Raw genomic sequence first — 14,083 nt, forward strand, 5'->3', positions numbered from 1 at the left:
GATCCGGGTCCGCGCCCCGACCGGGGCACTCTCCGCATCGTCATTTCGTCGCATCCCCGCCTTGCCGGCATTGCCGCCCCGGCCGTCATGAAACATGATGGCTGCTTGGCGACGAGTTGCGCAGGTGGAGGACATCCGATGAACGAGAACGAAATTCGCGGTTTGATCGCCGAGGTCAAGCAAGGCAGGCTGTCGCGACGCTCGTTCATCCGGAAAGTCGCCGCGATCGGGATCGCGGCACCGGTCGCGAGCCAGATCCTGGTTTGGCACGACGTGGCGATGGCGGACGCCAGGCTGCAGTACAAGCCGACCAAGGCCGGCGGCGGCGGCACGCTCAAGATCCTGCTCTGGCAGGCACCCACCCTGCTCAATCCGCATTTCGCGATCGGCACCAAGGACCAGATCGCCACGCGCATCTTCTTCGAGCCGCTCGCCGGCTGGGACAAAGACGGCAATCTCATTCCCTGCCTGGCCGCCGAGGTGCCGACCAAGGCGAACGGCGGCCTTGCCGCGGACGGCATGAGCGTGATCTGGAAGCTGAAGCGGGGCGTCAACTGGCACGACGGCAAGCCCTTCACCGCCGACGACGTCGTCTTCACCTGGCAGTACGCCGCGGACCTCGCGACCGCGGCCTACACCACGGGCTCCTACAAGGACATCAAGGTCGAGAAGATCGACGACTACGCCGTCAAGGTGCTCTTCAAGGCGCCGACGCCGTTCTGGGCCGACCCGTTCGTCGGCGGCTCGGTCGGACAAATCCTGCCAAAGCATCATTTCGGCGACTATGTCGGCGCCAAGTCGCGCGAGGCGCCGGCCAATCTGAAACCGGTCGGCACCGGCCCCTACAAATTCGTCGAGTTCAAGCCCGGTGACCTGATCCGCGCCGAACGCAACCCCGACTATCACGTCAAGAACCAGCCGCATTTCGACACGCTCGAGGTCAAGGGCGGCGGCGACGCGGTGTCTGCGGCGCGCGCGGTGCTGCAAACTGGCGAATACGACTTTGCCTGGAACATGCAGGTAGAGGAAGAGGTCCTCAAGCGCATGGAGGCGGGCGGCAAAGGCAAGCTCGACATCACGCCTTCGGGCAATGTCGAGTTCATCATCCTCAACACGACGGACCCCTGGACCGAGGTCGACGGCGAGCGTTCGAGCGTCAAGACCAAGCACCCGACACTGTCCGATCCCGCGGTTCGTCGGGCGATCAATCTCCTGATCGACCGCGATTCGATTCAGAAATTCATCTACGGGCGCGGCGCCCTCGCAACCGCGAGCTTCGTCAACGCGCCCAAGCAGTTCAAGTCCCCCAGGCTGAAATACGAGTTCGACATCGACAAGGCCAACAAGATCCTCGACGAGGCCGGCTGGACCAGGGGCGCGGACGGCATCCGCGAGAAGGACGGCAAGAAGCTCAAATACGTCTTCCAGACCTCGACCAACGCCCCGCGCCAGAAGACCCAGGCCATCATCAAGCAGGCCTGCCAGAAGGCCGGCATCGAGATCGAGATCAAGGCCGTGACCGCATCGGTGTTCTTCTCCTCCGACGTCGGCAACCCCGACACCTACTCGAAATTCTATGCCGACATGGAGATGTACAACACGACGCAGCCGCAGCCCGATCCGGAGCGCTTGCTGAACCAGTGTGTCTCCTGGGAGATCGCCACCAAGGACAACAAGTGGCTGGGCCGCAACAACTCGCGCTATTCCGATCCCGAAGCCGACAAGGCCTACAAGGCCGCCCAGAACGAGCTCGACCCGGTCAAGCGCGCCGCGCTGCTGATGAAGGTCGACGAGATCTTCTGCGGGGCCAACGTGTTCCTGCCGCTGCTCTCGCGCCACATCGTCAACGCGAGCGTCAACAGCCTCATGACCGACATCTCCGGGTGGGACACCATCACATGGAACCTGGCAGCGTGGTATCGGAGCTGAGGGGGAGCTCGCCGAAATCTCTCGGGTCCCGGACAAAGCTGCAACACAGATCGCGTGTCGAAGACGCGCGTGAATGCGTGTATCGCGGTGCAGCGCCGGGATCCGGAAGGCGACATGGACCGAATCCCTTCCATTGTGTGCTCCAGATCACAGCAGAAGCACGCGCCTTCCCCTACAAAGACCAGGCATGGCCGCAAACAAGGTAACGGCGGTACGCACGAGCTGCGGAGATGATCGACAGCTACGGACTTTCGAAAGCCGCCAGGGCGAGGAACCCGGCGGCTTTTCTCCTTCTTGCGAGAGGTACGGGCAATCAAGCTCTCAGGAACGGCAGGGCAAGCGAAGCCCATCAACGCCCCAAAGCGCGATGACGATTCATCGCAATCGCATCGCGCCTTAGTGCCACGTCGCGTCCGCTTCGACGATCACCACCCTGACTTCGGGATCTTCGGCCGTGTTGCAGATGCAGGGCATGCCCTCGCCTCAGCGGCAGCCGGCCAGCTTCTCACTCCAGACCCGGAACGGATGGTTTTCGCGGACCCATCCCAGTCCGTGGCAGGAGGGGCAGGTCTTGTCGGTCACAGCGTATCCGGCGTCCGCAACGTGTTCGACTTGTCCTCGTTGCGCAGCTCCTGCTCGGCGGCGTGCCAAAACTCTTCCTCGCGGCCTTCAGGCCTGCCGGCTTGCTCCCACAAGCGATGCGCGCGTTCTCTGATCTCTTGCTCGGTCGGCTCGGACAATTGCACCTCCTGCTTTGGAAGCACGGCCCCACCCTTGGGGGTCCTGGGGGGCTTGGAGGCGGGGCCGTGCAGGCCAGCCATCGGCGGCGACGCTGGCCCGCGGAGTCAAGCTTCGACCATGTGCAAGAGTTCCTGCGCACCCGTCCACGCCGGGCGGAATCCCTGACCGGCGAAATTGCGGCTGGCCCCGGCTATCAAATGGCGGCTGCGGCTTCGCGCTCTCGCGGCGCAATCCGCCCAAGCTTTGCTTGATCGCTCCACCCTCTAAAGCCAGGAGGCGCAGGGAAGGCCAGGAGCTGACCTCGCACCCGCGGTCTGCTGCGCGAAATAGCGCCAAGGAGACCGCACAGCAGCATACAGGTCGTGCCAATCACTCGGCCCTCCCTGCGCGATGGTTGCACGGCTATGCCGTGCTCCCGGAGCCAGAAACTTGCTGGCGGCGCACGACCCAGCTGCTAGCTGTAGAAGATGCCTCCGTCGACGTTGAGGGCCTGGCCGGTTACGAACGCGGAATCATCCGACGCAAAGAACGCTACTGGACCGACGACGTCCTCCGGTTGGCCGAGCCGGTGGAGGTCGGTGACCTTCTCGAAATAGGCAACTCGCTCGGGATCGCGGAGATTGTTGAGCCCCATCTCCGTCACGATGATGCCTGGACATACGGCATTGACGGTGATGCCGTGGCCTCCGAACTCCATGGACGAGACGCGCGTGAAGCCGACCACGGCCGACTTCGATGCAGCGTAGTGGGACTGTCCCGGACCGCCCGTTCGGGCGGCGAGCGAGGCGATGTTGACGATCCGTCCGTATTTGCGCTCCTTCATATGGGCCACCACGGCCTGGGTCATCTGGAACACGCCGCGCGTGTTGACGGCGAACGTCTGATCCCACGTATCGGTCGTCAGCTCGTCGATGGTCGCCAGCCTGAGGATTCCCGCATTATTGACGAGGACATCAATGTGCCCAAGTCCCTGGATGGCTTCAGCCACCGCCCGCCTGCAATCGCCGACATCGCTCACATCGCCCAGCACCGGGATGCATCGGCCGCCAAGCTCCCTGACCTCTGCAACGGTCTCGAGAAGGACCTTCTCCTGGGCAGCGATGTCGGTCAGCGCGAAATCGTAGCCGCGCCTTGCAAGGCCGATGGCTATCGCGCGGCCAATTCCGCGGCTTGCTCCCGTCACGATCGCATGTCGGGCCATGTTGCGTTCTCCCCTGTTGTTCGGATGAATAGTTTCTGCCGATGTGAATGGATCAGGCGCGAGCGGCCTTGCGGACCGGGAGGGTGTTCATGGCCTTCACGGTCTCCTCGAACGAGACGAGATTGGCGCCCGAACCCAGCCCGGTCGCGACGATCGCGGCCGTCGCGGTCGCGAGCCTGGCGCAGTCGAGCAGGTCCCAGTCGCGGGCGAGACCCGCGATGAAGCCGCCCGTGTAGGAATCGCCGCATCCCGAGGTATCGCGGACCGCGACCTCGAACGCCGGCACCGTGAACTGACGGCCGTCGCGTGTCATCACGAACGAACCATCGGCAGCGAGAGAAATGGCGCAGGCCCCCGCGCCCTTGTCGATGAAGAACCGCGCACACGCGGCGGGATCGTCGGTTCCGACCATGGCACTGGTTTCATCGATGCTCGGCATGAAGAAGTCGACATAGGGCAGCAGCGGCTCGACCAGCGCCAGCGTTTCACGCCGCGCCTGGATGAGATCGAGCGTCGTCGTGCAACCGGCCGCCTTCGCGTCGCGCAGCAATGCGACGGAAGGCGCTCCATCCATCGCGAGCAAGGAACCAACCCCGCCGAGATGCAGAATCTTGCTCCGGCAAGCGGCCTCTTGCGTGTCTGGTGCGATACGCCAGCGGGCGGAGGCGCCCCTTGCGTGCATGACCGGACGCGAGCCGTCGGGCCGGATCGGCAGGATCGTGGCCGAGGTCGGACTGCCGGCCATCCGCTCCATGAGAGAGATGTCGATGCCTTCACGCTCCAGCGCGTTCAGCATCCAGTCGGCCTTCTCGTCGGAGCCGACGGCGCCGACCGCGAGCGCCTTCAGACCGAGGCGCGCGCAAGGGACGACCGTTCCGCCGGCGGTGCCCGCGACCGCGAGCCGAATTTCTTCGATCAGCAAGCGGCCGCCACCCGGCGGAATCTCGGTCACCGGGACCCCCAGAATATCCAGAATATAAGTACCGCAGACGCTGACGTCGTGAGAGTGAGCCATGATTTCTCGCAGACAGTGGTTTGATCGTGATCTAGCTCGAACGCTGGGGAATCTTGGGCGCGCCGTCGTTATCGCGCAGGCCGTACTGCCCCCATCGCTTCAGGATGCTGTCGATTTCCTCGTCCGGCAGCAGCGGAGGAGAGCCAAGCTGAAGACAGCCGTGATACTGCTTGGCGAGCACCTCGACCTCCACCGCGAGCCACATGGCCTTGCGCAGGTTGGGACCGATGGCGATCAGCCCGTGATGCGCGAGCAGGCAGGCGCGGCGATAGCGAAGTGCGTCCAGGGCGGCCTGCGACAGCTCGGCCGTGCCGTATTGGGCATAGGGCGCACAGGGAATGTCGTTTCCGCCGGCAGCGGCGATCATGTAGTGAATCGCGGGGATCGAGCGATTCATGATCGCGATGATCGTGCAGAAGATCGGATGGGCGTGAACCACGGCGCCAACCTCCGGCTTCGACCTCAGGATATCGAGGTGAAAACGCCATTCCGTCGACGGAACGTTGCCGGCCGAGGCGGTCCACGAGCCGTCCCACTTCATGGCCACGATGTCTTCGGGCTTCATGCGGTCGTATGGAAGACCGGACGGCGTGAGCAGGATGCCGTCGTCGGTTCGGACGCTGATGTTTCCGGACGTTCCCTGGTTGATGCCTTGCGCCGCCATCTCGCGACACGCGTCGATGATGGATTGACGAAGTTCGAGCTCCGTATCGCAACCGCTCATGCCCTGTTTCCCATTCGCGTTCATTAACTTGCTCCGAGCTGGACCTGCCGGTCGACCAACAGCCAGGTGGCGCGCGCGGTCGCCAGCACCTCCTGCTTCGCATCAAGCAGGGCGCTCTCGGCAAAGAGCTTGCGGCCTTCCCGCCCCGTCGGCCACGCCACCACCACGCATCGATCCCCGGGACGCGGCCGGCGATCGATCCGTGCAGCCATGCGTCCGAGCAGGACCGTCTCGTCACCGTTCAATCCCAGGTGACGGGCGCCCACGCTGCAATAGCCGGTCGGGCAATCGAGAGCGGCCCAGACGAATTCGGGCGCGACATGACCGTCCTCGCCGGACAGACTGCCGTCAGGCACCCAAGAGGCCGCGAACACGACGGGCTTGCCCGGAACTGCCCCCGCCTGCAGCGGACCTGCGAAGATCCGGAGACCGTCGCCATGGCCCCGTGCGGGGCCGCAGACGAAGCATCCCGGAAGGTTGTGGGTCTGCTCGTCGTAGGGTGTTCTGCCGACCGCTTCTTCGGCCGCCGCGTAGCTCACCCTGGGAATGTCCGATACATCGATGCCTGCTGCACGCGCCGTCGCGAGCAGCCCGTCTTTTTCGCGCAACTCGATCCCGCCGTCGGCCTTCGTCAGCACGTCGAGCGGCCGCTCCAGCGGCGGCGGGGCGCGCAACGTCACTTCGGCGTCTCCGGCGACGTGCCTTGCGAGACATCCGCAAACGTAGCCTCCGTTGCCGGAATTGGGCGGGCCCCGGAAGCGCCTGTCGATGACCAACGATACCATTTCAGTTTTCGTCCGCGGCGTTCAGCGTCCCATCGCGAAGAACTCGTCGTTCGGACGCATGCTGGTGACGTTGGCGAGGCGGTTCGACATGCCGAAGAAGGCAGCGATGGCGGCAATGTCCCAGACGTCCTCCTCGGTGAAGCCGTGTCCCTTGAGATCGACGATGTCGGAGTCGTCCACCTCATAGGCGCGCGCCGAGACCTTCATCGCGAAATCGAGCATCGCCCTCTGGCGGGCGGTGATATCGGCCTTGCGGTAGTTGACGGCGACCTGGTCCGCGATCAGCGGATTCTTCGCGCGCACGCGCAGGATGGCGCCATGTGCGACGACGCAATACTGGCATTGATTGGCGCTGCTGGTCGCGACAACGATCATCTCGCGCTCGGCCTTGGTGATCGGCCCCGGCTTGTCCATCAGAGCGTCGTGATAGGCGAAGAACGCCCGGAACTCGTCAGGACGATGCGCGAGTGTCAGGAAGACGTTGGGGACGAAGCCGGACTTCTCCTGAACTGCCTCGATCCGCGAGCGGATATCCTCGGGGAGTGTCGCGATATCGGGGACGGGAAAGCGGCTGATGGCGGGCGCAGACATGTTCCAAGCTCCTGTTAGACTGCCGCGAGCGCGACGAGCGTTTCCTGATAGGCCTCGAACGCATCGCGCCGATCGGCGGCGTACGGCTCGACTCGCACGAGGCAGGTATGGGCCGAGCAGCCCTGGCCGAATTGAGACGTGCCGATATCGAGCGTGAGCACGTTCGGATTGCCCGCGATCTCCAGGCCGCTATTGCCGGTCGGCGTGAACCAGGCACCGGTCGGAAGCACCAGTACGCCCTGACGGACCTTGTCGGTGACCTCTGCCGTCGCGAGGCACTCCCCGCGGTCGTTCCAGATGCGGATCGTCCGGCCGTCGGCGATGCCGAGAGCAGCTGCGTCGTCAGGATGAAGGCGGGCCTGTTCACGGCCATTGCGTTTCATGCTCCGGCTCGATGCGCCGGTTTCGAGCTGGCTGTGAAGACGGCCGGCCGGCTGGTGCGAGATGAGGTGCATCTGGCCGGCCTCGGCGGCATTGCCGAGCCATTCAGCCGGCTCGATCCACGCCGGATGCGGGCGGCAGTCGGCATAGTCCAGCCTCGCCAGAGTCTCGCTGCCGAGCACGATCTTTCCGCTTTCGGTCCCGAGCGGATGCGCCTCCGGCTCGTTGCGGAAGTCGGACAGGAACGTATGCCCTGCCTTGACCGGGCAGCGGGCATAGCCGGCTTCCCAGAACGCAGCGAAATCCGGCATCGCGAAGCCGAGGCGCTGCGAGGCATCGCTGCGGCAGGCTTCGTAGAGATGGCGGACCCAGCCCATTTCGTCCCGGCCCTCGTTGAACCGATCGGCCACCCCGAGCTCGCCTGCGATCGCGTTGAATATCTCGAAGTCGGAGCGGGATTCGCCAAGCGGCTCGATCGCCTTCTTCATCGCCAGGATGAAGTCGGAGCGCCTGTTGCCGGCAAGATCGTTGCGCTCGATCGACGTGGTTGCCGGCAGCACGATGTCGGCACGCTGGGCTGTCGCCGTGAACATCGGGTCCTGCACGATGATCGTTTCGGGCCTCGTCCAGGCTTCCGACAGGCGATTGAGGTCCTGGTGATGATGGTAGGGATTGCCGCCCGCCCAATAGACCAGCCTCGTATCCGGGTAGGTGCGGATCTCGCCTTCGTAGCTGAACGGCCTGCCGGGATTGAGCAGCATGTCGCTGATCCGCGCCACCGGGATGAAGCTGTCGATCGGCCTCGTCAGCTGTGAAATGGCAGGAGAGCGGCCCAGATTGAGCGGTGCCCCCACGCCCCCCAGCGAGGCGTAGCCGTAGCCGACACCGCCGCCCGGCAACCCGATCTGGCCGACAACCGATGCAAGTCCGAGCGCGGCCCAGAACGGCTGTTCGCCGTGATGGGCACGCTGCAGGCTCCAGCTCACCGTCAGCATGCTCCGCGTGTCGACAAGGCGCCTCGCGAGCTCGGCAATCCGGCCCTCGTCGAGCCCGCAGATGCCGGCGGCCCACGCCGCATCCTTGTATCCGCCATCCGCCTGGCCCTCGAGATAGCGAAGAAGGCGATCCGCGCCGCTGGTGCAGCGCGCGAGGAAATCCCTGTCGTGCCGGCCCGCCTTCACGATCTCGCCGGCAAGCCCGAGCATCAGCGCAGCATCCGTGTTCGGTCGAATCGGCCACCATTCGGCATCGACCCAATCAGGCAGATCGTCCTGCAGCGGCGAGACGTGGATGACCTTGACGCCGCGCTCGACGATCTTCCTGAGATAGGTCTCAAGGCGATGGCTGCCAATTCCTCCAGCCTCGTTTTGCGCGGTTCGCGGCGAGAGAGCACCGAACACCACCAGCGTCTCGGTGTGCTGCGCGATCGTGTCGAGCGTATTGGCGCGGCCGCCACATGCGTCGTCGCTGCCCAGCGTGTGGCGCAGGATCACGGGACCTGCCGCGATCGAATAGGTGTCGACGTGCCTGGTGAAGCCGCCAACCAGATTGAGCATGCGCTTCAGAAGCGAAGAAGCATGATGCAGGCGGCCGGAGTTGGTCCAACCATAAGAGCCCGCGAAGATCGACGCGTTGCCGAACGTGCCCGCCACGCGGCGCACTTCGTCGGCGACCAGCGTCGTCACCTCGTCCCAGCTCACCGGCACGAATTTCTCGCGGCCGCGGCCCCGGCGATCGCTTTTCTCGCGCTTGTCGAGCCAGCCCGAGCGGACCATCGGTCGCAGCACGCGCCGCTCGGGGTTGGCCCATTCGGCAATGGAATGAATGATCGGGGAAGGCGCCGGATCGTGCTCGAACGGCTCGACGCCGACGATGCGATCGTCCTCGACGAGGATCGTGTACGCACCCCAATGGCTGCAATGCCGGACCCGCTTGATCCTGCTCATGCGTCGACCGCCACAAGATCGCGCCGCATCTGCGCGGCGAATTCGGGATAGGTCTCGGCGAGCTCGTCGAAGACACGGCCGCGGAGCAGGTCGAGCGTCGATCGATCGGGCAGCGGGGTCTGCCTCGGCTCGGCATCATGGCCAAACCGGAAACCGGTCGCTTGCTTGATCTCCGCAAGATCGTGCCCGGGATGGATGCTCTCCAGGTCGAACCCCGGCCGCGTTTTGTCGAATCGAAAGAGCCCCTTGCCGGTCAGGAGGGCAATGGGGCCGCCGCTCCGGAAGACACCTTCAGGACTGACGCCCGGCGCACTGATGAAGTCCACGTGCTCGACGAAGACGCGGGGCGTGTGCTCCTCGCGGAAGAGGATGACCCGCGGCACGACAAAGTAGAGATAGGCCGACCCGAACGAGCCGGGCCAGCGCACGCTGGAGCGCGGATAATCACCGGTCCCGACGAGGTTCACGTTGCCGAAGCCGTCGATCTGGCCCCCGCCGAGGAAGAACGCGTCGATCCGGCCCTGACCGGCACAATCGAACAGCTCCGCCGAACCGTTGGTGAAGAAATTATGCTCGACAGAACCGAGAATGGAGATGCGTGGCCCGACGGCGCCGCCCGCTTCCTTCATCGCGCGCAGCAGCATCGCGCCGGCGGCAGGAATCGGAGAGGAGGCGCCTACGGCGACGTGCCTGACCCCGTCGAGCAGCCGCGCGATCGTGCAAATCAGCACTTCGCGAGGGAGAACTTCGGCCATCACGCGGGCTCCATCTGCGCCTGCGCCATGTAGGCAGAGAAGCCGTCGGCCGTTCGCGCGGCCTTCGCGTAACGCGCGATCTCTGTGCTATCGGCCGGATATTCACCCCACAGACCGTAGGGCCACGCCCCCTTCGGAGCGCGCGCGACTGCCGTGACGTAGAGTGCCGGCAACACGCCGGCAGCGCTCATCTCGTCGGCGAGCAGATTTTCATCGACGATTCGCTCCACCGTGACCAGAACGGTGCGCGAAGCGTAGGCCATGGCGGCAAGCTCGCGTCGACGGCCGATCCAGACATTGCCGAAGCGATCAGCCATGGGCACGTGGAAGATCGTGACGTCGGGCTTGATGGCGGGAATCAGCACGATCGGATCGCCTCCATCCGCCAGCGGATTGTCGACGACGCGCCAATCGTCGCGATGGCGGAGCAGATCCGTTCCGATCAGCCCCCGGAGCGGCATGAAGGGACTGCCCTTCTGCGCCGCCATCAGGCCGGCATGGATGGCAGGACACGTTGCGTCCTTCAATCGAACGGCGCCCTCCTTGACCGCAGCGTTGAACCGGGGCGCGGCACCGGCTTCACCCAGCGAGACGGCGCTGGTCTCCACGGTCCGGACAAGACCCGCGCCGACAAGCTGGTCGACCTGCAATCCGCCGGTTGGCACGCAGACGAGATCGAGATTGCCCGCGCCATGCTCGATGATGGGCCGCGTCATGGCCATGGAGACGCCGGCGTAGTCGACCGGCAGCGCCACGCGCATGCCCGGCTCGATGTGCTTCGCCATTGCGCGAGGCTCGCTCAACACCTTCATCCTCCCTCGACATGTTCTATATTGTAGAACGCTATTCCAAGTTTATGTTAGGCGGATCGGGATGACACTGTCAATCTGGCTTCACGAATGGAGCCTTTGTTTGCAGGGGATCCGGCCTCCGCATGGATCGCAGCAGCGCGCCATCGCGCCGCGATCGGGTGTCTCGACTTGACAAGACGGCGCGCTAGGCCAACAATAATTGGAATAGTGTTCTACAATATAGAACAATTTGGGAGGAGAGAATGGCTGAGCCAGCGGCTCTGCGCGCAATGCGCGCCGGCGACGCGAACGTTGGGACCTCGCCGACCGGCCGCCTCCGGGAACGCGACGCCATCGGATCGAGCATCGCCGTCCGCGACGCGGTGAAAAGGTACGGCAGCTTCCACGCGGTCGACCGCATCAGCATCGACATCGAGCCGGGCGAATTCATCACGCTTCTTGGCCCTTCCGGCAGCGGAAAGACGACGCTGCTCAACCTCGTGGCCGGATTCCAGAGCCTCGACAGCGGCGAAATCCTCGTCGACGGCAAGCCTGTTCACAACGTCCCGACGCACAAGCGCGGCTTCGGCATGGTGTTCCAGAGCTACGCGCTGTTTCCGAACATGACGGTCAGCCAGAACGTCGCGTTTCCACTTCGCATGGCCGGTGTCGACCGGGCAACTGCGGAGCGGCGCGTCGCCGAAACGCTGGAGATCATGCGGCTGACGGAGCATGCGACGAAGTCTCCTTCGCAAATGTCGGGCGGGCAGCAGCAGCGCGTCGCGATCGCCCGCGCGATCGTCAGGAGGCCCAAGGTCGTGCTGATGGACGAACCCCTCAGCGCCCTGGACCGGCGGTTGCGCGAGTCGATCCAGATCGAGATCCGCGACCTTCACCGGACCATCGGCAGCACGATCCTGTTCGTCACCCATGACCAGGGCGAAGCCCTGACGATGAGCGACCGCATCGCGGTACTCAACGCCGGCAAGATCGTTCAAATCGGCCGCCCGCTGGACATCTATCGGCATCCGATCGATCGCTTCGTCGCCTCGTTCGTCGGCGAGAGCAATCTGATCGAGGCTGAGATTCTGCAGAAGCGCGGATCGACACTGACGATGAAGAGCCGCGCAGGATACGTGTTCAACGCCGAAAGCCGGGACACGATCGACGTTGGGCGCGCAACGGTGCTCGTGCGTCCGGAACGCATCGCCGTGTCGAACGAACCGACTGCGAATTCCGCGCCCGTCAGCGTCACGTCTGCGATCTTCCTCGGGGAGATCCTGCGGATCGAGGCCCAGATGGACGGCGGAGAGCCGCTCCTCATCAGGTGCACCGACATGGCCGACCGGCCCCTGCCGACCGTCGGGGATCGTCTGCACGTGAGCTGGGGCGCCGCGGACTGCTGGGTGCTTGCATGACCTCGGCATCGATCGGCCTCCAGACAGACCGTCCCGCGGATCTTGATCTCGTCAGGAGGCTGAGGGATCCCGCGCTGCTGCTCGTGCCTGCGCTCGCCTTCCTGGCCTTCATCTACCTGCTGCCGCTGATCGACCTCATCCGTATCAGCCTGAGCGGGCCATCATGGACGTCCTACTTCGAGCGGGTATTCGCGATACCGCTCTATTGGGATTCGCTCGTCCGCACGATGCAGATCTCGGTCACCGTTGCGGGCCTGTGCCTGCTGTTCGGATATCCGACCGCGCTGCTCATTCACCGCAGTCGCGGCATTGCCCAGGTCCTGATCGCGACCGCGATCGTGCTGCCCTATTTCATCGCCATCCTGATCCGGACCTACGCCTGGATGGTCCTGCTCGGCCGCAACGGGCCGGTCAACAAGATGCTGGTTTCGATCGGCATATTGAGCGAGCCTGTGCAGCTGCTCTTCAATCGCGGCACGGTGCTTCTCGGCATGACCGCGGTGCTTCTGCCGTTGATGGTGCTGACGATCTATTCCAGCGTGGCGCGGCTTGATCAAAGCCTGACGCGCGCGGCGCTGGCCAGCGGCGCCGGGCCCATTGCGGCTTTCTGGCGCGTGATGCTGCCACTGACCTTGCCCGGCATGGGCGCCGGCTTCCTGCTCGTCTTCGTCGCCGCGATCGGCTTCTTCATTACGCCAACCCTGCTCGGCGGACCCGGGGACCAGATGTTTGCCATGCATATCACCCAGCAGGCGGACTCGGTCACCTCGGAGGGGTTCCTGCAGGCCTTGGGCGTGGTGCTGCTGACGATCACATTGGCGGTGGTCGCGGTGGCCGGACGGTTCCTCGGATTCGAGTTCATCTGGGGCGGCCGCAAGCTGACGGAGGCCACACCGAGGACGACAGACCGCCACGCCGCCGATGTCGGCCGCCGCAGTCTCGGCGCCTCAGCTGCCGACGTGATCGGCTGGCCGCTTCTGAGGCTGTTCGGGCGCCTGCCGGCGAGCTGCGGGACCTGGACCGTTCGCATCATGGGCGGCCTGGTCATTGCCATTCTCATCCTGCCGATCATCGTGGTGATGATCATTTCCTTCAGCAGCGCAAGCTATCTGACCTTCCCGCCACCGGGCTTCTCGCTGCGCTGGTATGAGCAGTTCTTTTCCGATTCGAACTGGATGCGGGCGTTCTGGACATCCCTGGTCGTCGCGGCGATGTCCGCCGGAATCGCGATCGTGCTGGGCGCGTCGGCTGCCCTCGGCATCGTCAGGAGCAGCATTCGCGGCAAATCCGCCATCATGCTGCTTCTCGTCAGTCCGATCATCGTCCCTCCGGTCGTGCTCGGCCTGTCGCTCTACAGCCTGTTCCTGCGTTTCGATCTCGTCGGCTCCGTCTTCGGCCTTGCCGCGGCGCATGCGATCGGCGGCCTTCCCCTCGTCGTGGTGATCCTGTCCGCATCGCTTCAAGGCGTCGATACCAGGCTCGAACAGGCGGCTGCCGTCCATGGCGCGTCTTCCCTGACTGTGTTCCGCCTGGTGACGCTGCCGGCCATCATGCCGGGCCTCGCCGCAGCGACGTTCTTCGCGTTCCTGCATTCGTTCGACGAACTGGTGCTGACGCTATTCCTGTCGAGCGCGGAGCTGAAGACGCTTCCGCTCATGCTGTGGGGCGACGTCAACTATCGGCTCAACCCGGTGCTGGCTGTGGTCTCGACGCTGGAGGTGCTCCTGGTGGTCGCCGGGCTCGCCCTTGCACGCCCCGTTCTCGCGACGTCGCGGAAAGCGACGTCACAATGACCGATTTCAACAG

At 64.6% G+C, this 14,083-nt stretch carries 12 protein-coding genes; 3 read left to right on the top strand and 9 right to left on the bottom strand.

The window, feature by feature from the left end:
- Positions 1-138: 138 nt before the first annotated feature.
- On the top strand, positions 139-1,929 hold the full coding sequence (locus AC1RQP_RS08425; RefSeq protein WP_239626861.1) for a peptide ABC transporter substrate-binding protein: 1,791 nt from the start codon (positions 139-141) through the stop codon (positions 1,927-1,929).
- Positions 1,930-2,507: 578 nt separating this feature from the next.
- Here AC1RQP_RS08425 and AC1RQP_RS08430 read toward each other — a convergent pair.
- The 9 genes from AC1RQP_RS08430 to AC1RQP_RS08470 all read right to left on the bottom strand — a co-directional run bounded on the left by AC1RQP_RS08430 (position 2,508) and on the right by AC1RQP_RS08470 (position 10,880).
- Entirely contained in the window at positions 2,508-2,669 is a 162-nt protein-coding gene (locus AC1RQP_RS08430) for a DUF2934 domain-containing protein (RefSeq protein ID WP_080659892.1), read from the bottom strand.
- Positions 2,670-3,124: 455 nt separating this feature from the next.
- Positions 3,125-3,871: an SDR family NAD(P)-dependent oxidoreductase gene (locus tag AC1RQP_RS08435; RefSeq protein ID WP_492936589.1), complete on the bottom strand. Its 747-nt coding sequence runs from the start codon at positions 3,869-3,871 to the stop codon at positions 3,125-3,127.
- A 52-nt stretch (positions 3,872-3,923) separates the two neighbouring features.
- Positions 3,924-4,886 carry a carbohydrate kinase family protein gene (locus tag AC1RQP_RS08440; RefSeq protein ID WP_492936590.1) on the bottom strand — a complete coding sequence of 321 codons (963 nt, stop codon included), beginning with the start codon at positions 4,884-4,886 and terminating at the stop codon, positions 3,924-3,926.
- Between the two features lie 31 nt (positions 4,887-4,917).
- Positions 4,918-5,610, bottom strand: coding sequence for an L-fuculose-phosphate aldolase (locus AC1RQP_RS08445; RefSeq protein ID WP_492936591.1), 693 nt, complete (start codon positions 5,608-5,610; stop codon positions 4,918-4,920).
- 23 nt (positions 5,611-5,633) lie between these two features.
- Positions 5,634-6,290 (bottom strand): hypothetical protein, encoded by a 657-nt coding sequence (locus AC1RQP_RS08450; protein WP_492936592.1) that lies wholly within the window; start codon positions 6,288-6,290, stop codon positions 5,634-5,636.
- A gap of 126 nt (positions 6,291-6,416) precedes the next feature.
- Positions 6,417-6,986: a peroxidase-related enzyme gene (locus AC1RQP_RS08455; protein WP_239626867.1), complete on the bottom strand. Its 570-nt coding sequence runs from the start codon at positions 6,984-6,986 to the stop codon at positions 6,417-6,419.
- Positions 6,987-7,000: 14 nt separating this feature from the next.
- Positions 7,001-9,313: a molybdopterin-dependent oxidoreductase gene (locus AC1RQP_RS08460; RefSeq protein ID WP_492936593.1), complete on the bottom strand. Its 2,313-nt coding sequence runs from the start codon at positions 9,311-9,313 to the stop codon at positions 7,001-7,003.
- Positions 9,310-10,068 (bottom strand): CoA-transferase, encoded by a 759-nt coding sequence (locus tag AC1RQP_RS08465; protein WP_492936594.1) that lies wholly within the window; start codon positions 10,066-10,068, stop codon positions 9,310-9,312. Before AC1RQP_RS08465 ends, AC1RQP_RS08460 begins: the two co-directional genes overlap by 4 nt.
- Positions 10,068-10,880 carry a CoA transferase subunit A gene (locus tag AC1RQP_RS08470; protein ID WP_492936595.1) on the bottom strand — a complete coding sequence of 271 codons (813 nt, stop codon included), beginning with the start codon at positions 10,878-10,880 and terminating at the stop codon, positions 10,068-10,070. Before AC1RQP_RS08470 ends, AC1RQP_RS08465 begins: the two co-directional genes overlap by 1 nt.
- Positions 10,881-11,122: 242 nt before the next feature.
- Between AC1RQP_RS08470 and AC1RQP_RS08475 the strand changes: the two genes are divergently transcribed.
- Positions 11,123-12,277, top strand: a complete 1,155-nt coding sequence (locus tag AC1RQP_RS08475; protein WP_492936596.1) for an ABC transporter ATP-binding protein — start codon at positions 11,123-11,125, stop codon at positions 12,275-12,277.
- Positions 12,274-14,070 (top strand): ABC transporter permease subunit, encoded by a 1,797-nt coding sequence (locus AC1RQP_RS08480; RefSeq protein ID WP_492936597.1) that lies wholly within the window; start codon positions 12,274-12,276, stop codon positions 14,068-14,070. The genes AC1RQP_RS08475 and AC1RQP_RS08480 overlap by 4 nt, the downstream gene beginning before the upstream one ends.
- Positions 14,071-14,083 lie beyond the last annotated feature (13 nt).

Source organism: Bradyrhizobium sp. GW821-FHT13H06 (assembly GCF_058803975.1).